Below are 24,494 nucleotides of genomic sequence, written 5' to 3'. Positions count from 1 at the left end.
ACAAACACATTTATATATTGTATTTGACGTCAAACGTAGTTTTTCTTTATAAACAAAGCTATTAAATCAACAATTCTAGAGCAATATCCAGTTTCATTATCATACCATCCAATGATTTTCACCATTTTTCCAATAACGGATGTCATTAATGAATCAAACGTACAAGAATAACAACTATTGTTTATATCTATGGAAACAATGGGGTCTTCGGTGTATTGTAGTATATTATTCAGTTGATTGTTGGCATAATACTCAAAAGTATGGTTTATTTCCTCAATTGAGGTCTCTTTTTTAACATTGAAGGTGATGTCTGTCAATGAACCATTTGGCACAGGAACACGAATGCCGCACCCTCCAATGACTTCCGATAGGTGTGGAAAAATCCGTGTTAATGCTTTGGCTGCGCCTGTTGTTGTTGGTATTATGGACTGGCTAGCTGCTCTGGACCTTCTTAAATCCCTGTGGGGCCTGTCATGTAGGCTTTGATCAGAAGTATAGGAATGAACCGTGGTAATGTAGGCTTGTTCAATGCCACAGAGCTCATCAATTACCTTTATCATTGGGGCTGCATTGTTGGTTGTACATGATGCATTGGAGATGATATGGTCATCTGGTCCAATTTGTGTTTCATTTACTCCAATAACAACCATTTTGATGTCTTCATCTTCAGGTGGAACAGACAAAATCACCTTTTTGGCACCATTTTTCAGATGCTGTGCTAAATCTTCTCTTTTTTTAAACTTTCCAGATGCTTCAACCACAATGTCAACATTGTGGGCTTTCCAATTGATCTGTTGCGGGTTATCGTGGTTTAATACCTTGACCTTTTTTTCTTCAACGATGATGTCATTCCCATCAGATCCTATTTGGGCATTAAAGGTGCCATGAATGCTATCATATTTTAATAGATGCGCCAATGTTCTGGCATCACTAAGATCATTAATGGCTACAACATTTATATTGGAATGACTTTGAAGCAACCTGAACAAGGTTCTTCCAATACGTCCAAAGCCGTTTATGCCAATGTTAACTTGTTTCATGCAATAAAGAATAGGTGAACCGTTGTATTGGTACTAGTGAATATGTTTATGAGCCTTGTAGGAGGAGCGCACCAAAGCGCCACTTTCAACATGCCTAAAGCCCATTTCCAAGCCTATTTCCTCATATTTTTTAAACTGCTCAGGAAGTATAAATTCTTTTACGGGCAAGTGTTTTTTTGATGGTTGAAGGTATTGTCCAATTGTAACTACATCAACATCGACCTTTCTTAGGTCCTTCATTGTATTGATTACCTCTTCTTCCAATTCTCCAAGCCCTAGCATAATGCCCGATTTGGTTCTGTTGGCCCCATTTTTCTTAAGATAATCCAGCACACCCAAACTTCTTTCGTACTTAGCTTGAATTCGCACTTCTCTAGTGAGTCGTTTTACGGTTTCCATATTATGAGAGATTACCTCTGGTGCAACTTCTAGGATTCTATCTAGATGGGTTTCAATTCCTTGAAAATCAGGGATAAGTGTTTCCAGTGTGGTCTCCGCGTTCATTCTTCTAATGGACTTGACCGTTTCTGCCCATATAATGGAGCCCATATCTTTTAGATCGTCCCTGTCAACAGAAGTGACAACAGCATGTTTTATTCCCATAATTTTTATGGATCTTGCCACTTTTTCTGGCTCTGCCCAATCAACACTTTCTGGTCTTCCGGTTTTAACCCCGCAAAATCCGCAGGAGCGAGTACAAACATTTCCAAGGATCATAAAGGTGGCTGTACCTTCACCCCAGCATTCACCCATATTTGGGCAACTTCCGGATGTGCAAATAGTATGTAGGTCATATTTGTCCACAAGGCCTCTTAACTGCGTATATTTTTTACCGGTTGGGAGCTTTACCCTAAGCCATTTTGGTTTCCCTTTTGGCGGTAGAACGTTGTCCGTAACAGCTGTGCTCATAAAAGAAATTTGATTCACAAAGATACGAAACTAGTAAGGAAAGAACTTCTTGTGATGTCCTTACTTTTTTTTGATGATCTCGGCTAAAAGTTTTTTTGCCCGTAGCAGTTTTACCTTGATATTGTTAACTGGTTCATTGAGCTCTTTTGCTATTTCTGCATAGCTCAATTCATTGAAATACCTTAGGTTAATGACTTTTTGATAGTGTGGTTTTAATTTTTTTATGTCCTGTAAAAGATTGGCAAGATTTTGTTCAATAATTAACTGATCCTCGACGGAAGGCGTTTCATCCAAAACCTTTTTTACGGCATCGCCATGATTGTCCATTTCATCCAAAAGACTTCTTTTTCTTTTTCTGATGAGATCTACGTGAAGATTTTTAGAAATTGTGATGAGCCATGTTTTAAACTCATAGGCATCGTCATAGGAATTTATCTTATCAAATGCTTTGGAGAATGTTCTTATGGTAATATCCTCTGCATCATTTTCGTTTTTTGTCCTTGTGAGCTGAAATCCGTAAACATCGTTCCAAAAAGTATCCAAAAGTATACTGAAGGCGATTTGATTACCATCTATTGCCTTTTTTATGTTCTCCTGAATGGACTGCTCAATTTTGTTCAAAAAACGATATTTTGCAGGGTGGATTCTAAAGTAAGCTATTGTAATTCGGGTACGGTATCTTTTTTGCAGTCTTGTTCAGATGGAAGTTTTCCACAAAAGCCACAGGCTTCTCCATCTTTGTTTAGGTAAGGATTCTGACTTGCGCAGGTACCTGCAAATTCACCGTCTTTTTTAGACCAAATTTTAATGGCAATACCTGCAAATGCAAGTCCTAAAAGCCCTATGGTCAATAATGCTAACTTCATTTTCCAACTTTTGTACAAAGTTACAAAATACCTATCTAAAGCAACCGAAGTTTAAGGATACTTTAGTGATAGTATTTAATAGGTGATATTGGCAACGATATTTTGTACTGTAGGGGAGGTGTTGCCTCCTTCTGGTTCTATAGTTATATACCCTATTGCATTTTTTGCATACGGAAGTGCTAAAAGCTTGTTCTTGTCATCAAATTGCTTGATCACGCCCAAGTTTACGAGCTCTCCATTAACTTCTGCCCACATTTGGAAACATTTGTTTTCTGGAAGGTTAGGCACATTGCTAACATTGATGTAGGATAGTTTTTTTACTGGATTTATGTATGCCACGGCTTTAAGCTCTTTCGCTTCCATCTTACCTCTTACGTTATATCTTTTGGTATCAGGATTATTAAGGACGATAAACTGGTTTCTAACATCTTCCAGTTGATTTTTCATGTTTTCTTCCAAATATTTCATTTGGTTGGTAACCAATGTGTTTTCTTCTTGAAGGCTTTTGTTTTGATTCCAGAAAAAGTACGAGGAGCCAGCAAATATCATTATGGCTACACTGGCAGCAATCGCATAGCGGAAGAATTTTTTACTTGCAACTTGTTCTTTTCTAGCACTATGAAGAATAATTTCTTTAAGTCCTTCAGGTGTTTTTCTGGCATATATTTTTGCGAAAGCTTCCAAATTATCTTGAAGTTCATTGTAGGTTTCCCTTACTTCAGGATACATGGTGATGTATCTTTCGGCTTTTAGATTTTCCTCTTTAGAGGTATCTCCTAAAAGATGTTTTTCCAAAATATCGGAATCCAAGAATATTTTTACTTTTTCTTTCATGGTAATAAAATTATCAATAAGAGTATGGTCATTGTGGTGCCGTAAATTTTTCCGAGTTCCCTTAAACCAATCTTTAATCTTGATTTAACCGTTCCCAGTGGAATATCCAACTCTTCACTTGCTTCCTGTTGCGTCATTCCTTGAAAAAAAAGAGCTTCCAAAACAATTTGATATTTGGGTTCTATTTTCTCCAAGTTGTCTTGGACATCTATAAAATCTGGCATTATGCCGTTCACTCCTAGATTATATACGTCTGAAACGTCTATTTGGACTTCTTTGTCTGATTTATTGTTGACACTTCTTAACTTATCTATAGCTGTGTTTCTTGTTATACGAAACAGCCAGGTAAAAAGCTTTGCCTTAGATGCGTCATAAGAATCTGCTTTTTTCCAAATTTTTATAAAACTTTCCTGAAGAACATCTTGTGCCAAATCTTCATCTCTTACAACTTTATATGCCACACCAAAAAGTGTGTCACCATAGTTGTCGTATAACAATGATATTGCCTTATCGTCTTTTTCAGCAAGTAATGAAACAATATGTTTCTCAATTAGTGTACTCATTTATGGGGCGTTAAGGTAAAATTTTAGGGGGCTAAAATCTAAAATAACGTTTATATCGTATATAAAACAACGCTAAATTAGAAAAAGGATTATTTGTAAGCGTTTAAATGCAAGATAAAGAAAGAATACATAGTTAAGTTTATACAATTTTGGTTAGTTTGGTTTGGTATAACCCCTGTTATTGATTCAATACAGGGGTTATTTTATGATATTTACCTCTGGATGAATACGAATATTGAATTTTCTATCCACTTCTTGATGAATCAATTGCGCCAACTCAACTATTTCTCCCCCAGTGGCATTCCCATAGTTTACAAGAACCAAGGCTTGTTTTTCATGTACGCCGGCATCTCCATATCGCTTTCCCTTAAATCCGCATTGCTCAATTAACCAACCTGCTGGAATCTTGAATTGATCCTTGCCCATTTCAAAGGAGGGAATGTCAGGGTACAGTTTTTTAAGTTTCTCAAAGCTTTTTTTTGTAATCACAGGGTTTTTAAAAAAACTACCACTGTTACCAATCTCTTTTGGGTCGGGCAGCTTACTTTTTCTTATTGCTATTACCGCGTTGGATACATCTTGAATAGTAGGGTAAACAATACCATTTTTTTTGAGCTCAGCTTCAATTGCTCCATAACCCGTGTTTAGATCATGGTTTTCCTTGGTCAGTTTTAAGCTTACCGAGGTGATGATGTATTTGTTCTTAGCGGCATTTTTAAAAATAGAATCTCTATAGCCAAATTCACAAGCTTTTTTATCAAAAGCTATTAATTCGCCTGTCTCTATTTCCATTGCGGAACAACTTGTAAAAACATCTTTGAGCTCCACACCATATGCGCCTATGTTCTGTATTGGTGCTGTGCCGGTATTCCCTGGAATGAGCGATAGGTTTTCTAATCCGCCATAACCCTTGGCCAAGCTCCAAAGCACTAGGTCATGCCAGTTCTCTCCCGCCATTGCCTTAATAACAACCTCTTCTTCGGTTTCCTCTATGACTGTAATACCTTTTAAATTAATATGCATTACCAGGGCATCAATATCTTTGGTAAGCAACATATTGCTTCCACCACTAATAATGAACTTTTTTGGATAGGCTTCAAGTTCAAGTACCTTTTGAAGCTGTACTAGGCCATTTATTTCAATGAAAAACCGGGCCTTTACATCAATTCCAAAAGTATTATAGCTTTTTAGCGATATGTTTTCTTGAATATTCACTTGTCCCTATATTTTTTCAAAGCTTCACCTAATATTTGCACGGCTTTCACAAGTTGCTCTTTTTCAAGAACATAAGCAATTCTTATTTGGTTTTCCCCTAACCCTTTAGTGGCATAAAACCCTGCGGCAGGAGCAACCATAACTGTATTCCCATTCACTTCAAATTTTTCTAAAAGCCATTGTGCAAAATCATCGGAATTAGAAACAGGTAGCTCAACAACGCAATAAAAGGCTCCTTGAGGTATCGCAATTTTAACACCTTCCAATTTTTGTAATTCCGAAACAAGAATATTTCTACGCTCTACATATTCCTTGATAACATCATCAAAATACCTCTGTGGAGTTTCCAAAGCGGCCTCACTTGCAATTTGAGCAAAAGTTGGTGGAGACAATCTGGCTTGTGCAAATTTCATGGCGGTTTGTATAACGTCTCTATTTTTAGAAACCAAGCAGCCAATGCGCGCCCCGCACATACTATATCTTTTAGAAACAGAATCTACAACAATGGCATGCTCTTCAAGCCCGGGTTCTTGTAAAATAGAGTAATGCTCACGTCCTTCATAAGTAAATTCTCTGTACACTTCATCCGCAACTAAGAACAAATTATGTTTTTTGACCAGATTTGCCAGTTGTTTAATTTCCTCCTTGCTGTAAAGATATCCGGTCGGATTTCCTGGGTTACAGATAAGAATTGCCTTTGTCTTTGTAGTTATTAATTTTTCAAAATCCGCGATTGGAGGCAAAGCAAAGTTACTCTCAATTGAAGATGCGATTGGCACTACATTTACTCCAGAAGCAGTTGCAAATCCATTATAGTTGGCATAAAAAGGCTCAGGAATGATAATTTCGTCTTCGCTGTCCATTATTGTTCCCATTACAAAAGAAAGGGCTTCTGATCCGCCTGTGGTTACAATGATATCCTTGGATGAGACATTTATGCTGTTTTTGGAATAATAAGCAGCAATTTTTTCCCTGTACTGCTCAGAACCTTCTGTCATACTGTACGCAAGTACTTCAATGGTATGGTTTCTTACGGCTTCCAACGCTATTTTTGGCGTTTTAATGTCTGGTTGCCCAATATTTAAATGAATTACATGGGTACCTCTTTTTTTTGCTTCCTCTGCATAAGGAACCAATTTACGTATGGGTGAGGCGGGCATTTGTAGCCCTTTTTTAGATATACCTGGCATGCTTTAAATTTTAAGCAAAAATGGTAAAACCAACTCTTGGAAACAACACATTAGCATTTTATTTGAGTGGTTATAGGAATGTTAAATTAAAGTTAGAGTCGGTTATTATTTTGTATATTGAATAACATAACCTTTTAGAAGTAAGCAATTTGAAAAAAAACCTACATCTTTTTACACTTCTTTTTGTGTCACTTCCTTTTTTGATTTCGGCACAAGGCTTTAAGTTGCCCAAAGACCAAAAATTCCAAAAAATCAATTTTGATCTAATTAACAACCTTATCATAATTCCTATCGAAATTAATGGTGAAGAACTCACTTTTGTATTAGATTCAGGAGTAAGTAAACCTATACTTTTTAATCTTTCGGATAGAGATTCGTTACAAATTAACAATGTTTCGGAGGTCACAATTAGAGGGCTAGGGGATGGTGAACCAATGAAAGCGTTAAGTTCCAAGGGTAATGTGTTTAAGCTTGGAAAAGTCAAGAATTACAACCAAGATTTATATGTGGTTTTAGACAAGGAAATTAATTTCTCGACATCCTTAGGAATACCTGTGCATGGTATTTTGGGATATGACCTGTTCAGGGACTTTAAAGTAGAAATTAACTATGCTGCTCGAAACATTAAACTACATAATCCTGATTTATACAAACATGACCCCCATAGTAAATCCCAAACCCTCCGTTTATCCATAGAACGAAGGAAAGCCTATGTTGAGGGTACTGTTTTAATGGAGAATGATGAAGATATCCCTGTTAAATTACTAGTGGATACGGGAAGTAGTGATGCACTTTGGCTTTTTAGAGAACCAGAAAAAGGGTTGGAGATACCTGAGAAAAACTATGAAGACTATTTAGGACGTGGATTAAGCGGAGATATTTTTGGCAAGCGCACGAAGGTCAGTGGAATTAAAATTGGAGATTTTGAGTTAAAAGACGCAAAAGCAGCTTTTCCATATCGAGAATCTTTTGGATTTATTAAAAACTTGGGAGATCGCAATGGGAGCGTGGGTGGTGAAATTTTAAAACGGTTTAATATCATTTTTGATTACGCCAGAGGACAGGTCACTTTTAAAAAGAATGGAAATTTTAGGGCCCCATTCCAATATAACATGGCAGGTATAGAATTACAGCATAATGGGCTCAGGTATATAGCGGAGAGTATAGCGGGTTTTAATGGAGTGGTGAAAAGCGAAGAAGGCTCCTTTGGTAATGTCCAGATTCTCCTGGAAAATAAGACCAGACTGAGCCTAGTGCCGGAAATTATAGTTTCTGGAATTAGAGCAGGAAGCCCAGCTGCAGAGGCTGGATTACAGGCTGGAGATGTGATATTAGCGGTCAACGGTAAAAGAATACACCGTTATAAACTGCAAGAAGTCCTAAAAATGCTTAATGAAAAAGAAGGAAAGCGTGTACGCGTTTTAATAGAGCGGTATAACAAAGATTTGTTGTTCTCTTTTGTGCTTAAAAAGGTGTTCTAAATAAAAAAAGTCCCATGAATGAATATTCACAGGACTTTAGTTTCTGAATTATTTTCTTCTATTTGGCTCCTTCAGCCTTAACGTTCCCTTTTATTTTAAGAACCTTGGTAGGAGTATCCGCATTGGAAGTTACGGTGATGGCCTTTCTGATAGGGCCAACCCTTTTTGTGTCATATTTAACCTGAATCTGGCCAGTTTTACCTGGTAAAATTGGGTCTTCCGGCTTTTTTGGTATGGTACATCCACAACTGGATTTAACATTACTGATTACCAGCGGAACACTTCCTGTATTGGTAAATTCGAAAACTCGAACTCCATCGCTACCTTTTTCAATTTCACCGTAGTCAATGGTCTCACTTTTAAATTCAATCTTTGCTGTTGACTCTTGGGCATAAACGCCTAAAGACAAAAGTCCAACAAACAACATGAGTACAGTTTTTTTCATCATTTCTAGTTTTGGGTGAACTTCAAATTTAAATGTTTTCACACCTGCATCCAAAATTCTTTTGTTATGTAATAACGTTACTTATTTTTGTTTCGTATTTCGAGATTGGCTCTCAGAGGAAGAATAGCGATAAATTAACATAGCGTGTTCCCTTCAAAAAACCAATCTGAGTCCAAAAAGACAAAAACTATACCGAAAAATGGAAATTCCATCAAAATATGACCCAAATAGGGTAGAAGAGCACTGGTACGATTACTGGATGAAGCACGATTTTTTCAGTTCAAAACCTGATGATAGAGAACCTTATACAATCGTAATACCCCCACCTAATGTTACCGGAGTGTTGCATATGGGCCATATGCTTAACAATACCATTCAAGATGTGCTAATAAGAAGAGCGCGGCTAATGGGTAAGAATGCTTGTTGGGTACCGGGTTCAGATCATGCAGCCATTGCCACTGAAGCAAAAGTGGTTGCTAAATTGAAGGCTGAGGGGATTGAAAAATCCGATTTGACTAGAGAAGAGTTTTTAAAGCATGTTTGGGAATGGACCCATGAGTACGGAGGTGTTATTTTTAAACAGCTAGAAAAACTTGGGTGTTCCTTGGACTGGAAACGAAAAAAATTCACAATGGATGACGATATGTCAGCATCTGTTATCAAAGTTTTTGTGGATTTATATGAAAAAGGCCTGATTTACAGGGGGTATCGGATGGTAAACTGGGATCCAGAGGCTAAAACTACCTTATCTGATGAAGAAGTAGTGCATGAAGAACGTCAGGGCACCTTATATTATTTTGCTTACCCAATTGAAGGCTCAGATGAGAAAGTTACCATTGCGACCACGCGTCCCGAGACTATTTTAGGAGATACCGCTATTTGTATTAATCCTAATGATGAGAGATACCACCATTTAAAAGGAAAAAAGGCCATTGTTCCTATCTGCAACAGGGTTATTCCCATAATTGAGGACGAATACGTGGATATTGAATTTGGTACAGGATGCTTAAAAGTGACACCAGCTCATGACGAAAATGATAAGAATTTAGGAGATAAGCATGATTTGGAGGTCATAGATATCTTTAATGAGGATGCCACACTTAACTCGTATGGTCTCCACTACAAGGGAAAAGACCGTTTTGTGGTCCGAAAAGAAATCTCAAAAGAGCTTGAAGAAAAGGGTTTTTTGGTAAAAACAGAACAACATATTAACAAAGTGGGCACTTCTGAGCGCACCAAAGCAGTTATTGAGCCAAGACTTTCAGACCAATGGTTCCTAAAAATGGAAGGCCTGGCCAAGCCCGCTCTAGATGCAGTGTTGAAAAACGGAGATGTTAAATTATACCCTAAAAAGTTTGAAAATACATACCGCCACTGGATGGAAAACATAAGGGATTGGAATATTTCTCGTCAATTATGGTGGGGGCAGCAGATTCCTGCCTATTACTACGGCGATGGTAAAAACGACTTTGTTGTTGCCGAAAACAAAGAAGAAGCCCTTAAAAAAGCACAGGAAGCTATCATTTCCAATGGAGTTGAGAAGTCTTTAACCGTAGATGACCTAACTCAAGATCCAGATGCGCTGGATACATGGTTTTCCTCATGGTTATGGCCTATTAGCGTTTTTAATGGAATTTTAGACCCTGATAACGAAGAGATAAATTATTACTACCCTACGAGTGATTTGGTCACTGGACCAGATATCTTGTTCTTCTGGGTGGCAAGGATGATTGTTGCCGGTTATGAATACCAGGGAAAACGGCCTTTTGAAAATGTGTATCTGACTGGGTTGGTGCGCGACAAACAACGCCGAAAAATGTCCAAACAACTGGGTAATTCTCCGGATGCTCTCAAGCTTATAAAAGATTTTGGAGCAGACGGAGTAAGGGTCGGACTTTTGTTGAGTTCTGCAGCAGGTAACGATCTTATGTTCGATGAAGCATTATGTCAGCAAGGAAAAAACTTTGCCAATAAGATTTGGAATGCCTTCCGATTGATAAAAGGTTGGGAAGTAGAAGATTTACCGCAACCAGAAGCTGCAAAAATTGGAGTTGATTGGTATACGGCTAAATTCAATCAGACACTCGCAGAAATTGAAGATCATTTTTCAAAATACAGAATTTCAGATGCGTTAATGGCAATTTACAAGCTGGTTTGGGACGATTTCTGTTCATGGCTTTTGGAAATTGTTAAGCCGGCATATCAACAACCCATAGATCAAACCACCTTTGATGCCATAATTAATTTGTTTGAAGAGAATTTGAAATTGTTACATCCCTTTATGCCATTTTTATCAGAAGAAGTCTGGCAGCATATCACTGAACGTTCTCCAGAAGAGGCCCTTATTGTTTCAAATTGGCCCAAAAGAGTTAATGTTGATACAGACCTAATCTCAGGGTTTGACTTTGCCGCTGAAGTAATTTCTGGAATCAGGACAATAAGAAAGGAAAAAAACATACCTCAAAAAGAAGCATTGGAACTTTCTGTCTTAAATAGCGGGGAGGTAAGCAATAAAATGGATCCAGTCATATCCAAATTGTGCAATTTATCTCAAATGGAAACTGTAAAAGAAGCATTGGAAGGCGCTTTGAGTTTCAGGGTAAAAAGTAACGAGTACTTTATTCCTATTGGCGGTGCTATAGATGTTGAGGCAGAGATCAAGAAGATTACCGATGAACTCAATTACACCAAAGGTTTTTTGCAATCTGTTAAAAAGAAGCTCAGCAATGAACGTTTTGTTAGCAATGCCCCTGAAAAAGTGGTTGCTATTGAAAAAAAGAAAGCATCTGATGCAGAGGCCAAAATTGAGACTTTAGAGAAAAGTTTGGCAAGTTTAGGATAAGCGCCTTAAATTTTCTTACTGTTTACCAGATAGTGCTTTAATAGCAATATCTATCACTTAGGAATAGATTATGGACTAGTATCCCAATATTCATTACATTCAACACTGGAATGTAATTACTATTGATTGACTAAATTGTTCAATATCCTTCAATGAAAAAAAAACTAAACAGAAGAAACTTTCTCAAGAAGACCTCATTATCCGCAGCTGCAGTTTCCTTGCTCCCAAATAGTTTAAAGGCCATTTCAGGAAGACCACGACTATCCACATATATGGGAGACTATGCGGCTCCTAAACTGGAAAAGATAAGAGCGGCATTTATTGGTGTTGGCGCCAGAGGAGGAACACACCTAAAATTCTTCGCCACATTGCCAAACACTGAAGTAGTGGCCATTTGCGATTTGTATGAAGATTTGGTGAAGGAAAAAACACAATGGGTCAAAGAAGTTTCGGGAGAAAATGGGCATACGAAAATAGCGCATTATTGGGGTGATGAAAATAAATGGAAATTAATGCTCCAAGAGGTAAAGCCAGATCTTGTGTTTATTGCGACCAATTGGTTGAATCATGCTCCAATGGCCATAGAAGCCATGAACCAAGGAGCACACGCATTTGTTGAGGTTCCCATTGCTGTTACCCTGAATGAAATGTGGGATATTGTTGACACTTCTGAGCGTACTCAGAGGCATTGTATGATGATGGAGAATGTTAATTATGGTAGGGATGAGTTGCTTTTCCTGAATATTTGCAGACTAGGGCTGATAGGTGAGCTGTTGCATGGTGAGGCATCTTACATTCATGAATTACGCTGGCAAATGGAAGAGCAGAAACGGGGCACCGGTTCTTGGCGCACACACCATTATGCCCATAGAAATGGAAATTTGTACCCTACCCATGGATTGGGCCCGGTGGCACAATACATGAACTTGGCCAGAAGCGAGGATAATCTGCATAGTCTGGTCTCATTTTCTACTCCGGCATTAGGAAGGAAAGCATATGCAGAAAAGAACTACCCAGCTGACCATAAATGGAATGCCTTGGATTTTAAAGGGGGAGATTTAAATACCTCGATTCTAAAAACAGCCATGGGCAAGACCATTATGGTACAATGGGACGAAACTAGCCCTAGACCCTATACAAGGTTAAATCTAATACAGGGGACCAAGGGTGCCCTAGCTGGATTTCCTACACGCATAGCCTTGGAAGGGGGTGTTGAAGGCATAACCAAGAATCATCACGATTGGGTCCAAGGAGAGCAAATGGAAGCTATTTACCAAAAATATGATCACCCTCTTTACAAAAGATTGAATGAAGCGGCTAAAGGAAGTGGTCATGGAGGCATGGATGGTATTATGGTTTATCGCATTGTGGAATGTCTACAAAAAGGGCTTCCTTTAGATCAGAACGTATATGAAGGCTGTTTTTGGAGCGCTGTTGCACCTTTAAGTGAGCGTTCTGTTGCTAGTGGAGGGTCTCCTCAACATTTTCCAGATTTCACTAGGGGAAACTGGAAAACCACCCAACCGCTAAATATTATTACTTAGATTTTAGGTATGATTGAAGTTTCGGCCCCTGCAAGAATCTGTTTTTATGGAGATCATCAGGATTATTTGGACCTTCCTGTAATTGCTGGAGCCATCAATAGATTTATCCATATAAAAGCAATTCCAAATGAACAGTCCGAATTTAGAATTTTACTTGCAGATTTAGGAGAAGAAAAGGTTATTTCAATTCATGATGCTCTTAAGAATATTTCCAATGGAGATTATTTTCGTTCAGGAATATCGGTGCTTAAAACGTATGGATTTAAGTTTAAGCGTGGCTATACGATTGAAATACATGGAACCATTCCTTTAAACGCAGGATTGTCAAGTTCATCAGCCCTTATGGTTGCTTGGATAAGATTTCTGATTGCTATTCAAGAGGAACCAAAACAGGTGAACAATGCAACTATTGGACAATGGGCTTACGAAGCTGAGGTCGTTTATTTTAATCAACCAGGGGGGCTAATGGATCAGTATACGATTGCTCAAGGAGGATTGTTGTACATAAACACCAAAACAAGTGAAAGCACCCCGTTAAAATCAAGTTTGAGAAAACTGGTTGTTGCCGAATCTGGATTGCCAAAAAGAACACTCGATGTGTTGAAAAATGCTAGGGTATATGCTCAAAAGGGGATAGAGGCTGTAAAGAGAGCAACCCCTTTGTTTAATTTGCATAAGGCGAGCCCTGAAGATTATGAAAAGTATTTAAATATAGTCCCAGAGGAGTTTCAATCCCATTGGTATGCCACTATTTTTAATTACAACATAACTTTGAAAGCCAAAAAAGAATTACAGAAGCCCATCCCAGATGTAGAAATTTTGGGAGAATTAATGAACCAACATCAGGCCATACTTCAGGAAAATATTCAAAATACACCAGTTGAAATGACGAAAATGATGAAAGCCGCGTTAAAGGCCGGAGCTTTGGGTACAAAAATAATTGGCTCTGGTGGTGGAGGCTGCATGGTAGCCTTGGCAAAGGAAAACCAAAAAGAGATTATGGAGGCGTTCATGACGCACGGCGCAAAAGCTGCATATGAAGTTGAATTAACAACTATTGTCTAATGCAGAACGAAAGTTTGATCATCATGGTTGGTGGAGCATCCTCGCGAATGAAGAAAAGCTTGGAAACTGCAGATTTGGAAGAATCCGTAAAAACCATAGCAAAAGAGCAGCATAAAAGTTTAATTCCATTAGGAAAAGCAGGGAAACCCTTATTGCATTATCTAATTCAAAATGCTGCAAATGCAGGATATATGGAAGTTTATCTTGTTACTGGATATACAAATATGGGATTCAAGGATTTGGTTGGCAAAAAGGATTATGATAACACATATCTAAATCTTTCAGTACATTTTGCAGTTCAAACCATACCCGAAGGTAGACAAAGGCCAATGGGTACCGCTGATGCCTTGCAACAATGTTTAGATCAATATCCTGAGTTAAAGAATAGGATATTTACGGTTTGTAATGGGGACAATCTATATTCAAAAGAAGCACTGCAAGATTTGCGAGAAGAAAGGGAAGCTCCTAATGCCTTAATAAGTTACGGAAGCACAGGATTAAGGTTTTCTGATGATCGCATTTCAAAATTTGCACTAATGGATATTTCCGATAAGGGCTTTTTAAAAGGCATTATTGAAAAACCAGAGTTGGAGGATTTGGATATGTTTAGAGATTCAGAAGGAGAATTAAGGGTAAGCATGAACATTTTTAGTTTTTTTGGAAAAAGTATTTATCCCTATTTGGTAAAATGCCCCATACATTCTATTAGGGGAGAGAAGGAGTTGCCAGAAGCTGTCAGAAACCTGGTGACAGATAATCCCAATAGTATGATTTGCTATCCCCGTTCAGAACATATTCCTGATTTGACCAACGCGGAGGACATCAATATTTTTTTTAAATAATCAAGAATCTTCAAAAGTTACTGTAACAGTCGTGTTGTGAGATGTGTCTAAATCATAAAGCAAACAATATGATTTACAAAAGATGCATTTATCTAACATTGGTCATGTGCTTAGGTATGACCACAAGTATTAATTCCCAAACACCAAAAATTATGCAAACAACAGAAGTTTCAAAAGATCAACAAGATGTGCTCAACGCCGTGGAGTCCATGACCAAGTCCTTTAATGGAAAAGATATCGAAGGAGTAATGTCCAGTTATCAATCTGGAGCATTGGTTATCTTTGAACCAGAGTCTCCCGTTACAGATACTGAGCAATTGCGGGACATGTTTTTGGGCGCATTTTCCATTGACCCAATATTTGAGTATCCCAAAGGGCACGAAGTTTTTGTGAATGGAGATACCGCAACTCATATTGCACCATGGGTAATGAATGGGACCGCACCAGATGGCACCAAAATCCAACAAAGTGGGCTTTCTATTGCCAATCTTAAAAAACAAGTAGATGGTAAATGGTTGCTTACGTTTGATAACCCGCATGGGAACTTTCTAATGAATAAATAAGGTATGTCCTTGAAATTAAATCTGAATACAGCTGATGAAGTTCTTATTGAAAAGGCACTTTCTGGCAATAAAAAGGCCTTGGAGCTCTTGATCAAAAAACATCAAGATTGGATTTACAATGTTGCTGTTTCTTTTATTGGCGATAGCAGTGAAGCAGCAGATCTTACACAGGAGGTATTAATTAAGGTAATTACAAAGCTTGCTGCTTTTAAGCAAAAAAGCAGTTTTAAAACCTGGATGTACCGTATTATTAAGAACCACTTTCTTAATATGAAGAGAGGAAAGCATGAGCTGGACCCGCTTACTTTTGACCAATTTGGGCAAGGCTTGGACCAATTACCGGACGAATCACTTTCGAATTATTCATTTGAGGTTGAAGAAAAAATGTTGGTTCAAGAGGCAAAGATCAGTTGTATGAAAGGGATGTTATTATGTTTGGATAGAGAGCAACGCCTCATATACATTATTGGAGAACTTTTTGAGTTTCCTGATACTATGGGGAGCGAGGTTATGGAGATCAGTAGGCAGAACTTTAGAGTGAAGCTGCACCGGGCCAAAAAACAGTTATATAATTTCATGGACCACAAGTGTGGACTCATAAATACTGCCAACCCTTGCAGGTGTCATCGAAAAACGGCGGGCTTTATTAAAATGGGATATGTTGACCCTGTTGGACTAAACTTTCAAAAAGACGTAATTGGAAGAGTCAGTGAGATGGTTGATAAAAAGATAGAGACATATTCCAATGAGGTGTTATCAGATTATCAAAAAATATATCAAGAGCATCCTTTTTTAAAAAGCCCGGATAAGCTGGCGTCTATTAAGAAGTTACTTTCTACTAAAAGCATTAAGGAAACTTTTAATCTATAGCTAGCCTTATAGGCAAACAGCTAGGTTATGACTTCTTCTCTATTTTTTAGAGGAGAAGGCATGCCTAGTCAATGTTTATTGCAATCTGTATCTTTAAAGATAATTTTGATTTATGGCCAACACGCTAAAACGGAACATTTCTGCTACAGGAACTATAGAGTTTTCTTCTTTGAATGTTAGAGAACCTTCAGATTATGCCGCCGGAATTCCGGGGATAAAGGCTGCTTTGGAGCATGTAAGTAAAGAATCCGGTTTGTTCAGGTCTTTAAGAACGCTTTCCCATATGAATCAAAAGGAAGGGTTTGATTGTCCCGGCTGCGCTTGGCCAGACCCAGAAAAGCCTTCCAAATTAGGGGAGTACTGTGAAAATGGAGCTAAAGCAATTGCAGAGGAAGCTACATTGGAACGCGTGGATAAAGTTTTTTTTGAGAAGTATTCCGTTGAGGAAATTTCTAGATGGACAGATTATCGAATAGGAAAAAGTGGTAGAATTACCGAGCCCTTCATTTTAAGGCCAGGCTCAATTCATTATGAACCCATTTCCTGGGAGGAATCTTTCCAAATAATAGCAGAAAATCTACATGCTCTAGATTCTCCAGATGAAGCTATTTTTTACACATCTGGACGTTCTAGCAATGAGGCCGCATTTTTATATGGTCTTTTTGTGCGCGCTTTTGGCACTAATAATATGCCAGATTGCTCCAATATGTGTCATGAATCTAGTGGAGTGGCCCTTTCAGAAACTTTAGGTATTGGCAAAGGCTCTGTGGTTCTGGAGGATTTTCCAGAGGCTGAGGTGGTAATTGTTGTTGGGCAAAACCCAGGAACCAATCACCCCAGAATGTTGACTGCTTTGCAAAAATGTAAGGACAATGGCGGTAAGATCATTACCATTAACCCACTTTCTGAGAGTGGACTGAACAGATTTAAAAACCCACAGCAACTAAGTGGAATATTGGGAACTGGCACTCAGCTGACGGATATCTTTCTTCAGGTTAAAATAAACCAGGATGTTTCTTTGCTAAAACTGATTATGAAACGGTTGGCAAATCGTCACCAAGAGGGAGAACACGTATTTGACAATGATTTTATTTCGGAAAAAACGATTGGATTTCAAGAACTATTGGATGATCTGAAGAACTATAGTGAACAAGAATTACTTCAATTGTGTGGTGTAGATTCGTCAAAAATAGACTTGGCGGTTGATGTATTGGCAAAAAAATCCAAAATAATTATATGTTGGGCCATGGGACTTACGCAGCATAAAAATGGAGTTGAAAACATAAAGGAATGCGTAAATCTTTTGTTGCTCAAAGGAAGCATAGGTAAAAAAGGAGCAGGTACTTGTCCTGTGCGTGGGCATAGTAATGTACAAGGAGATAGAAGTGTGGGTATTATGCACTATGTTTCGGAATCGTTGAACAAATCCATTAAGAACGTTTTCGGTTTTCAACCACCAAATAAAGAAGGATTGGATACGGTGAATGCCATAAAGGCAATGCACAAAGGAAAAGCCAAGGTTTTTGTTGCATTAGGCGGGAATTTTGTTTCTGCGGCCTCAGATACCATATATACCTCCGGAGCACTCCAGGCTTGTGATTTAACAGTTTCTGTAAGCACAAAATTGAATCGTACTCATCTAACAGCTGGTAAAACGGCTTTGATTTTACCTACTTTGGGAAGAACGGAAATGGATAAGGAACGTTTTGTGACCGTTGAAAACAGCATGGGAAAGGTGCATCAAAGTAAAGGTAGGTTAGCACCCGCTAGTTCGCATTTAAAGAGTGAACCAGAGATTGTTGCGAACATGGCACAAACCTATTTCGGAAAAGATTCCGTGGTTGATTGGACGTCATTGGGGACCAACTATGATTTGGTAAGAGAAAAAATTTCTCAAGTTTTAGATGGATACCGGGAATATTCAAAAAGGTCTAAGGGTTCGGGGTTTTACCTTCCCAATAATTCAAGAGAAGCTGATTTTTCCAAGTTACCTGGCGGAAAAGCACAATTTTCAATCTGCGCAACACCTAAACATGACTTAAAAGAAGATGAATTCATATTGATGACGGTGCGCAGCCATGACCAATTCAACACTACCATTTATGGGATGAATGATAGATACAGAGGTATATTTGGAGAACGACGGGTCGTTTTTATGAATATCGATGATATGAGAAAAGGACAATTAATGCCACAACAAATTGTGGATTTAGTAAGCAGCTATGATGGTACAGAGCGTAGAGCGGAAAAATTCAAACTGATTCCTTATAATATTCCTTCTGGAAATCTGTGCGCATATTTTCCAGAAACCAATGTTCTTGTTCCCATAGATTTGTACGCAGATAAAAGTCATACACCGGTTAGTAAATCTGTTATTGTTAAAATACAGATCAGATAATTTTGGTTATAAAAACTAGGTAATAGCCTTAAAACCAAACAGTAAAAATAAAATTGGATTTTTAACTTCCCCTCGTTTTAAAACAACACAAGACTTCTATTTTTTGGATAATCTGTGAGGTTTATGGTAGTTTTTACTATTTTTAGAGTCATATCGCTGCTCAAGAAGCTCATTGTTCATACCTCATTTTCTTGATAAACATCGATAAAACCTCTTATTTTTTATGTTTGTAGTATGGAAACTTACGCCACGGCTTTATTGTATGCCACTCCATTTTTTATAGGACTTGTACTTTTTGAGGTGCTTTATGGGCATTTTGTAAAAAAACAGATGCACAATGTAATGGACACCATAAGTAGTCTAAGTTCTGGCCTTACCAATGTTGTTAAAGATTCTTTGGGTCTTGGAATTATCCTTGTCACCTATCCTTTTCTGTTGCAGTATTTGGCTTTAACCGAAATAAAAGCAACCTGGTTGGTCTGGGTTATTGGTTTTGTAGCTCTTGATTTTGCGGGTTATTGGAATCACCGCTTAAGTCATAGCATCAATTTTTTTTGGAACCAACATGTAATACACCATAGTAGTGAAGAATTTAACTTGGCCTGTGCGCTACGTCAGTCTATTTCCAATTTGTTGGGCTACTTTCCATTATTATTGATTCCTGCGGCTTTGTTGGGCGTACCCCATAAGGTGATTGCGGTTTTGGCCCCAATTCATTTGTTCGCGCAGTTTTGGTATCATACACGGCATGTAGGCAAGATGGGATGGCTAGAATACATAATTATTACACCTTCCCAACATAGAGTGCATCATGCTATTAACCCAGAGTATATAGATAAGAATTTAGGACAGATCTTTAGCTTTTGGGATAGAATGTTTGGCACCTTTCAAGAGGAATTACCGGAAGTTCCGCCACAATATGGTGTTTTAAAACCTGCTAGCACATGGAACCCCATACTCATAAATTTTCAACATATATGGCGATTGTCCAAGGATGCCTGGTATACAAAGAATTATTGGGATAAACTTAGAATCTGGTTTATGCCAACTGGGTGGAGGCCCAAGGATGTTAAGGAAAAATACCCCATCCAGATTATTCAAGATGTTTATAACTTCAAAAAATATAAGCCTGAGGCTTCCATACGTTTAAAGGGCTACTCAATTTTTCAACTGGTAACGAACACCTTGCTAATGTTGTTTATGTTTTATAATTATTCTGAAATAGGGTTTAACGGCCTTCTTTTGTTCGGCGCTTTTATATTCGTTGGCATTTATGGTTACTCCACTTTGATGGATAAAGATGCCTATGCCATATGGATTGAGGTTTTTAGAAGTGTTGCAGGACTAATTCTAATATATCTTACTGATGATTGGTTTGGTTTGAACACCTATTTTCCCGCGGGTAGTTACTTGGTAGGTCTCTATTTTCTAATTACAATTTTTGGGGGAATATATTTCTCTTACTATGAAAAGAAACATATACCTGCAAATACGGTAGCTTAAGACTTCTTGATTTCCTTATTGACCAGATCAATATAACCTTGCATGGCCTCTTCAATACTTATGTTTTGGGCTTGAATCATAGCATTGGCCTTAAATGCATTGATAAGTGGAGTTTTACTACCGGGATTTCCAAAATTTTTGTTAGCAACTTTAAAGTATGCATATAGCTTTAGCAGAAGATCTGCTGGTAAAGGCTTTGTATAGCCATTTACGAAGGCCACCGCTTCCTCAAACTGTTTATGTAGTTTGGCCCTATCAGTCATCTTTTTTTCGAATGGAAGCTATACATGTTCTTGCGCCAACCACTTTTTGATTTAGTTTTACCGCAATATCACAATCCAGAGGTAATAATAGGTCAACTCTAGAACCAAATTTGATGAAACCTGCATCTTGACCCTGAGCAACTTGTTCTCCTTCCTCAGCATAGTTAACAATTCGTCGCGCAACGGCCCCTGCAATTTGTCTATATCCAATTTCACCAAATTTTGGGGTATGTAGTATTACCGTGGTACGTTCGTTTTCAGTACTGGATTTTGGGTGCCATGCAACTAAATACTTTCCCGGGTGGTATTTAGAATAGGTGACCGTGCCGCTGGCTGCGTAGCGTGTGACATGGACATTCAGCGGAGACATAAAAATAGAGACCTGCTTACGTCTGTCTTTAAAATATTCAGTTTCTTCAACCTCTTCGATTACCACAACTTTACCATCAACGGGTGCAAGTATTTCATCAAAAGTTGGGGTCACCGGTCTTTTAGGGTTTCTGAAGAATTGCAATATTAAAACCAATATAACAAGTGAGGCTATTTGAATGATTAACTTGATCCAAGGAACATCAATATAAAAATGTGCAGAAAGGATAATGGCAACCACTATGAAAAAGGCTGTAATTATAATTTTTTGACCCTCTTTATGAAACATGCGAAAATATATTAAGTACAAAATATGCAAATGGGGCTGCGAATACCAAGCTGTCCAATCTATCCCAAATACCGCCATGTCCTGGCAATATGGCACCACTGTCCTTTACACCGGCAATTCTTTTAAACTTAGACTGCAGTAAATCACCCAAACTACCGGCAATTACTATTACCGTTGCAAGAATCATCCATTGCATCAATGTTAAACTGGTTTCGTACCATGCTAGAAAATATGCTGCCACTAGTGCAAAAATAAGACCTCCTATAGAACCTTCAATGGTTTTTTTTGGAGAAACTGAAGGATAAAGTTTTGTTCGCCCAATGGATCGCCCCACCAAATAGGCAAAAGTATCATTAACCCAAATTAAAATAAAAATGCCCATAATAAGAAATTTGGCAAAATCATTTTGCTTATATGGAATCATGGTTAAAAATATACAGCCTCCACCTACATAAAAAACTGCAATTATAAACTTTTGAAATTCACTAAAATGTTTTGCTTTTTTATGGAATAAAAATGCTAAAAGTGCCAAATCTACCGTAATTGTAAGTAACATGAGTGCGGTAATAATGACCGTATTATGCACTAAGTAAATAAAGGCCCACCAAAGTGCCAAATAGGCAATGAAAATGTAGTATCCTTTTAGGCGAACAATTTTTTTAAATTCATATAGACAGGCCAAACCAAATGTCATGAAAAGAAAATCGAAAGCATCTGAACTCAAAAATACAGCCCCCATTAGGAGCACCACATAGATGACCCCTGTAATAGAGCGCCTTAGAATTTCTTTCATAAAGTTAGTAATCTTCTAGGAGTAAAAGATATACATTTTTTGAGGCACTTCCGTAGGATAAGAAGTCATTTTTGTTTTCTGGGGTAGGTTGGAAGTGTTTTAAGGTTGTGATGTTGTTGGGAATATTTTTTTGATATTTTTCTTTGATGACCTTTAATGCTTCGCTGATGGAATCCACTAATTGGCTTGTAGTGGCAAAAACAATTAAATTGGAAGGGAGTTCATCCAGTTTTTTTTCTTTGATCTGATTGGAGCAAACTAAAATGGAACCATTGTGTGCAATTAGATGTTCGCAGGTGGTAAAGAAAATATCACTCTCCTTTCGGTTTTCGGTAAAGCCTATCTTCTCAGAAGAAAAACGACTTTGCAAACGCTTATCAAGGGAATAAAACAAATGACTTTGCCAATTGTTCTCTGAGATGATGTTGGTTAATGCTTCCGTAATTTCAGAGTCATCTTCGCAATAGATAAATTTGCCACCATTTTTTTTAAAATATATGGTAAACTTTTCATCGACAGGAATTTTTAGATCGGGCATATGATCCCCACGGGTCTCCACGGTTTCTTTGGAAACCTTTTTGCCACCTCCAAAAAGCTTGTCAAAAATCCCCATTTATGGTATCAATAACATTTATTTACTTGAAATAACTTTTGGATTTTCAATTTAGTCTGCAGGTTCCAATTCTTCTTTTTCAAATGGCCTTTTTCCAAAAATCTTTTCCAAATCATCTTTAAAGATAACTTCTTTTTCCAAAAGCCTATCTGCTAACTCTGTAAGTTTATCCTTATTATCAGCTAACAATTTTATGGCCCTTTGGTATTGCTCCTCTATGATTTTTGAAATTTCCTCATCAATTTTCTGGGCTGTTTCTTCACTATATGGTTTTGTAAAACCATATTCATTGTTTCCTGAAGAATCATAGTAAGTTATATTGCCCAATTGCTCGTTAAGACCGTATATGGTAACCATGGCTCTTGCTTGTTTGGTTACTTTTTCCAGATCGCTAAGTGCACCAGTAGATATTTTATCGAAAATAACCCGTTCGGCGGCTCTTCCTCCCATGGTTGCGCACATCTCGTCCAACATCTGCTCTGGTCTAACAATCAAGCGCTCTTCTGGCAGATACCATGCAGCTCCAAGAGATTGTCCTCTAGGAACAATGGTAACTTTTACCAAAGGTGCGGCATGTTCTAACATCCAACTAACTGTTGCATGGCCTGCTTCATGGTACGCAATGGTCTTTTTCTCTTCAACAGTTATGATTTTGTTTTTCTTCTCAAGACCACCAACAATTCTATCTACGGCGTCTAAGAAATCTTGCTTGTTTACCGCTTTCTTCTCTTTTCTTGCAGCAATCAATGCAGCTTCATTACAAACGTTTGCAATATCAGCTCCAGAGAAGCCAGGTGTCTGTTTGGCTAGAAAATCCAAATCAAGCGTTTCGGCAGTTTTAATGGGGCGTAAATGAACTTCAAAAATTTCTTTTCGTTCTCTAATGTCTGGTAGGTCTACATAAATTTGACGGTCAAAACGACCGGCACGCATTAATGCCTTGTCCAAAACATCTGCACGGTTGGTTGCCGCTAACACAATTACATTGGTGTTGGTACCAAAACCATCCATTTCGGTTAATAATTGGTTCAGTGTGTTTTCGCGCTCATCATTTGAGCCTGTAAAGTTATTTTTTCCTCTAGCACGACCAATAGCATCAATTTCATCAATAAAAATGATTGCCGGTGATTTATCCTTGGCTTGCTTAAAAAGGTCACGTACTCTTGAAGCTCCAACACCCACAAACATTTCTACAAAATCCGAACCGGATAATGAGAAGAAAGGAACCTTTGCTTCACCAGCAACTGCTTTGGCAAGAAGCGTTTTACCTGTTCCTGGAGGTCCTACCAATAGAGCTCCTTTGGGTATTTTTCCTCCCAAAGATGTATACTTATCTGGGTGTTTAAGGAATTCTACAATTTCTTGCACTTCTTCTTTTGCGCCTTCCAATCCTGCAACATCTTTGAATGAAGTTCTAGTATCGGTCTTTTCGTCAAAAAGTTTTGCTTTTGATTTTCCAATATTGAAAATCTGACCTCCAGCGCCACCACCGGCACCCCCAGACATTCTTCGCATCAAATAAATCCAAATACCAATTATCAATGCAAATGGGAGTAGTGAAAGCAATAATTCCCCTAAAACATTGGATTCGGTATCAAAGTCAACAATCGTATCAAGATTGTTTTCTTTTTTGATGCTTTTTATTTCGTCCTCAAAATTCTGAAGATCTCCATAGTCCAAAATATACTGTGGAATTTTTCCTGCAGAAAAATTAAAAGGTTTCTCCGCTACATTTTTGTGCACATCTTTTTGAAGTGCTTCTTCAGTCAAGAAAACCTTTGCTTGCCTTGCATTGGTGATAATGAGAATTTCTGAAATATCTCCGTTTCTCAAGTACTCCTGTAGCTCTGAGGTTGTGGTTTTCTCTGTACTGGAAAAACTATTTCCTCCAAAGAATTGAAAACCAATAATTAATGCGATTACCACCCCGTAGATCCACCATGAACTAAAACGAGGTTTCTTAGGAGTATTGGAATTGTTGTTGTCTTTTGCCATTT

General features: G+C 38.0%; 23 protein-coding genes. 9 read left to right on the top strand and 14 right to left on the bottom strand.

From position 1 onward, the window contains the following. Positions 1–29: 29 nt before the first annotated feature. The 8 genes from gap to DKG77_RS15940 all read right to left on the bottom strand — a co-directional run bounded on the left by gap (position 30) and on the right by DKG77_RS15940 (position 6,617). A complete protein-coding gene (gene gap / locus DKG77_RS15975; protein WP_109665233.1) occupies positions 30–1,040 on the bottom strand; it encodes a type I glyceraldehyde-3-phosphate dehydrogenase in 1,011 nt (336 codons plus the stop codon). A 33-nt stretch (positions 1,041–1,073) separates the two neighbouring features. Further along, the gene (lipA, locus tag DKG77_RS15970; protein ID WP_109665231.1) at positions 1,074–1,949 is read right to left on the bottom strand and encodes a lipoyl synthase; all 876 of its coding nucleotides are present in this window, start codon (positions 1,947–1,949) and stop codon (positions 1,074–1,076) included. 60 nt (positions 1,950–2,009) lie between these two features. Then, positions 2,010–2,570: an RNA polymerase sigma factor gene (locus tag DKG77_RS15965; protein WP_109665228.1), complete on the bottom strand. Its 561-nt coding sequence runs from the start codon at positions 2,568–2,570 to the stop codon at positions 2,010–2,012. A gap of 35 nt (positions 2,571–2,605) precedes the next feature. Beyond that, positions 2,606–2,815 carry a membrane or secreted protein gene (locus DKG77_RS15960; protein ID WP_109665227.1) on the bottom strand — a complete coding sequence of 70 codons (210 nt, stop codon included), beginning with the start codon at positions 2,813–2,815 and terminating at the stop codon, positions 2,606–2,608. A gap of 75 nt (positions 2,816–2,890) precedes the next feature. Continuing rightward, positions 2,891–3,649: an anti-sigma factor domain-containing protein gene (locus DKG77_RS15955; RefSeq protein WP_109665224.1), complete on the bottom strand. Its 759-nt coding sequence runs from the start codon at positions 3,647–3,649 to the stop codon at positions 2,891–2,893. Continuing rightward, on the bottom strand, positions 3,646–4,212 hold the full coding sequence (locus DKG77_RS15950; protein ID WP_109665223.1) for an RNA polymerase sigma factor: 567 nt from the start codon (positions 4,210–4,212) through the stop codon (positions 3,646–3,648). Before DKG77_RS15950 ends, DKG77_RS15955 begins: the two co-directional genes overlap by 4 nt. A 198-nt stretch (positions 4,213–4,410) precedes the next feature. Further along, a complete protein-coding gene (gene murB, locus DKG77_RS15945) occupies positions 4,411–5,427 on the bottom strand; it encodes a UDP-N-acetylmuramate dehydrogenase (RefSeq protein ID WP_109665220.1) in 1,017 nt (338 codons plus the stop codon). Further along, positions 5,424–6,617 carry a pyridoxal phosphate-dependent aminotransferase gene (locus tag DKG77_RS15940; RefSeq protein WP_109665218.1) on the bottom strand — a complete coding sequence of 398 codons (1,194 nt, stop codon included), beginning with the start codon at positions 6,615–6,617 and terminating at the stop codon, positions 5,424–5,426. The genes murB and DKG77_RS15940 overlap by 4 nt, the downstream gene beginning before the upstream one ends. A 185-nt stretch (positions 6,618–6,802) precedes the next feature. Between DKG77_RS15940 and DKG77_RS15935 the strand changes: the two genes are divergently transcribed. Then, on the top strand, positions 6,803–8,098 hold the full coding sequence (locus DKG77_RS15935) for an aspartyl protease family protein (RefSeq protein WP_243414946.1): 1,296 nt from the start codon (positions 6,803–6,805) through the stop codon (positions 8,096–8,098). 58 nt (positions 8,099–8,156) lie between these two features. Here the strand turns inward: DKG77_RS15935 and DKG77_RS15930 are convergent, their stop codons facing one another. After that, complete coding sequence (locus DKG77_RS15930) at positions 8,157–8,546, bottom strand: DUF1573 domain-containing protein (protein ID WP_109665447.1); 390 nt, start codon at positions 8,544–8,546, stop codon at positions 8,157–8,159. A gap of 196 nt (positions 8,547–8,742) precedes the next feature. Between DKG77_RS15930 and DKG77_RS15925 the strand changes: the two genes are divergently transcribed. The 8 genes from DKG77_RS15925 to DKG77_RS15890 all read left to right on the top strand — a co-directional run bounded on the left by DKG77_RS15925 (position 8,743) and on the right by DKG77_RS15890 (position 20,170). Further along, positions 8,743–11,385: a valine--tRNA ligase gene (locus tag DKG77_RS15925; RefSeq protein WP_109665216.1), complete on the top strand. Its 2,643-nt coding sequence runs from the start codon at positions 8,743–8,745 to the stop codon at positions 11,383–11,385. Positions 11,386–11,537: 152 nt separating this feature from the next. Beyond that, complete coding sequence (locus DKG77_RS15920; RefSeq protein ID WP_109665212.1) at positions 11,538–12,929, top strand: Gfo/Idh/MocA family protein; 1,392 nt, start codon at positions 11,538–11,540, stop codon at positions 12,927–12,929. A 9-nt stretch (positions 12,930–12,938) separates the two neighbouring features. Then, a complete protein-coding gene (locus DKG77_RS15915) occupies positions 12,939–13,994 on the top strand; it encodes a GHMP family kinase ATP-binding protein (protein WP_109665209.1) in 1,056 nt (351 codons plus the stop codon). Next, positions 13,994–14,836: a sugar phosphate nucleotidyltransferase gene (locus DKG77_RS15910; protein ID WP_109665207.1), complete on the top strand. Its 843-nt coding sequence runs from the start codon at positions 13,994–13,996 to the stop codon at positions 14,834–14,836. The genes DKG77_RS15915 and DKG77_RS15910 overlap by 1 nt, the downstream gene beginning before the upstream one ends. A 152-nt stretch (positions 14,837–14,988) precedes the next feature. After that, positions 14,989–15,399, top strand: coding sequence for a YybH family protein (locus DKG77_RS15905; RefSeq protein WP_165819409.1), 411 nt, complete (start codon positions 14,989–14,991; stop codon positions 15,397–15,399). A gap of 3 nt (positions 15,400–15,402) precedes the next feature. Continuing rightward, positions 15,403–16,269, top strand: a complete 867-nt coding sequence (locus DKG77_RS15900; RefSeq protein WP_109665201.1) for an RNA polymerase sigma factor — start codon at positions 15,403–15,405, stop codon at positions 16,267–16,269. A gap of 112 nt (positions 16,270–16,381) precedes the next feature. Beyond that, positions 16,382–18,667: an FdhF/YdeP family oxidoreductase gene (locus DKG77_RS15895; RefSeq protein ID WP_109665198.1), complete on the top strand. Its 2,286-nt coding sequence runs from the start codon at positions 16,382–16,384 to the stop codon at positions 18,665–18,667. Between the two features lie 234 nt (positions 18,668–18,901). Next, positions 18,902–20,170, top strand: coding sequence for a sterol desaturase family protein (locus DKG77_RS15890; protein WP_109665195.1), 1,269 nt, complete (start codon positions 18,902–18,904; stop codon positions 20,168–20,170). Here the strand turns inward: DKG77_RS15890 and DKG77_RS15885 are convergent. The 5 genes from DKG77_RS15885 to ftsH are packed head-to-tail and all read right to left on the bottom strand — an operon-like array spanning position 20,167 to position 24,492. Then, positions 20,167–20,433: an acyl-CoA-binding protein gene (locus DKG77_RS15885; RefSeq protein WP_109665193.1), complete on the bottom strand. Its 267-nt coding sequence runs from the start codon at positions 20,431–20,433 to the stop codon at positions 20,167–20,169. The genes DKG77_RS15890 and DKG77_RS15885 overlap by 4 nt on opposite strands. Beyond that, entirely contained in the window at positions 20,426–21,091 is a 666-nt protein-coding gene (locus tag DKG77_RS15880) for a phosphatidylserine decarboxylase family protein (RefSeq protein WP_109665190.1), read from the bottom strand. The genes DKG77_RS15885 and DKG77_RS15880 overlap by 8 nt, the downstream gene beginning before the upstream one ends. Beyond that, positions 21,081–21,884, bottom strand: coding sequence for a phosphatidate cytidylyltransferase (locus DKG77_RS15875; RefSeq protein ID WP_109665188.1), 804 nt, complete (start codon positions 21,882–21,884; stop codon positions 21,081–21,083). The genes DKG77_RS15880 and DKG77_RS15875 overlap by 11 nt, the downstream gene beginning before the upstream one ends. Positions 21,885–21,888: 4 nt before the next feature. Next, a complete protein-coding gene (locus DKG77_RS15870) occupies positions 21,889–22,497 on the bottom strand; it encodes an LUD domain-containing protein (protein ID WP_109665185.1) in 609 nt (202 codons plus the stop codon). Between the two features lie 51 nt (positions 22,498–22,548). After that, positions 22,549–24,492, bottom strand: coding sequence for an ATP-dependent zinc metalloprotease FtsH (ftsH, locus tag DKG77_RS15865; protein ID WP_109665184.1), 1,944 nt, complete (start codon positions 24,490–24,492; stop codon positions 22,549–22,551). Between the last annotated feature and the right edge of the window lie 2 nt (positions 24,493–24,494).

This window comes from Flagellimonas aquimarina, from assembly GCF_003149745.1.
In the GTDB taxonomy this organism is placed as follows: Bacteria; Bacteroidota; Bacteroidia; order Flavobacteriales; family Flavobacteriaceae; genus Flagellimonas; species Flagellimonas aquimarina.
This window is presented reverse-complemented; position numbering and strand designations above follow the sequence as displayed.

Coding starts and splice junctions, on each gene's coding strand:
- gap (WP_109665233.1), bottom strand. CDS start 1,040: ATGAAACAAGTTAACATTGGCATAAACGGCTTTGGACGTATTGGAAGA.
- lipA (WP_109665231.1), bottom strand. CDS start 1,949: ATGAGCACAGCTGTTACGGACAACGTTCTACCGCCAAAAGGGAAACCA.
- DKG77_RS15960 (WP_109665227.1), bottom strand. CDS start 2,815: ATGAAGTTAGCATTATTGACCATAGGGCTTTTAGGACTTGCATTTGCA.
- DKG77_RS15955 (WP_109665224.1), bottom strand. CDS start 3,649: ATGAAAGAAAAAGTAAAAATATTCTTGGATTCCGATATTTTGGAAAAA.
- DKG77_RS15950 (WP_109665223.1), bottom strand. CDS start 4,212: ATGAGTACACTAATTGAGAAACATATTGTTTCATTACTTGCTGAAAAA.
- DKG77_RS15940 (WP_109665218.1), bottom strand. CDS start 6,617: ATGCCAGGTATATCTAAAAAAGGGCTACAAATGCCCGCCTCACCCATA.
- DKG77_RS15930 (WP_109665447.1), bottom strand. CDS start 8,546: ATGATGAAAAAAACTGTACTCATGTTGTTTGTTGGACTTTTGTCTTTA.
- DKG77_RS15925 (WP_109665216.1), top strand. CDS start 8,743: ATGGAAATTCCATCAAAATATGACCCAAATAGGGTAGAAGAGCACTGG.
- DKG77_RS15920 (WP_109665212.1), top strand. CDS start 11,538: ATGAAAAAAAAACTAAACAGAAGAAACTTTCTCAAGAAGACCTCATTA.
- DKG77_RS15915 (WP_109665209.1), top strand. CDS start 12,939: ATGATTGAAGTTTCGGCCCCTGCAAGAATCTGTTTTTATGGAGATCAT.
- DKG77_RS15910 (WP_109665207.1), top strand. CDS start 13,994: ATGCAGAACGAAAGTTTGATCATCATGGTTGGTGGAGCATCCTCGCGA.
- DKG77_RS15905 (WP_165819409.1), top strand. CDS start 14,989: ATGCAAACAACAGAAGTTTCAAAAGATCAACAAGATGTGCTCAACGCC.
- DKG77_RS15900 (WP_109665201.1), top strand. CDS start 15,403: ATGTCCTTGAAATTAAATCTGAATACAGCTGATGAAGTTCTTATTGAA.
- DKG77_RS15895 (WP_109665198.1), top strand. CDS start 16,382: ATGGCCAACACGCTAAAACGGAACATTTCTGCTACAGGAACTATAGAG.
- DKG77_RS15890 (WP_109665195.1), top strand. CDS start 18,902: ATGGAAACTTACGCCACGGCTTTATTGTATGCCACTCCATTTTTTATA.
- DKG77_RS15885 (WP_109665193.1), bottom strand. CDS start 20,433: ATGACTGATAGGGCCAAACTACATAAACAGTTTGAGGAAGCGGTGGCC.
- DKG77_RS15880 (WP_109665190.1), bottom strand. CDS start 21,091: ATGTTTCATAAAGAGGGTCAAAAAATTATAATTACAGCCTTTTTCATA.
- DKG77_RS15875 (WP_109665188.1), bottom strand. CDS start 21,884: ATGAAAGAAATTCTAAGGCGCTCTATTACAGGGGTCATCTATGTGGTG.
- DKG77_RS15870 (WP_109665185.1), bottom strand. CDS start 22,497: ATGGGGATTTTTGACAAGCTTTTTGGAGGTGGCAAAAAGGTTTCCAAA.
- ftsH (WP_109665184.1), bottom strand. CDS start 24,492: ATGGCAAAAGACAACAACAATTCCAATACTCCTAAGAAACCTCGTTTT.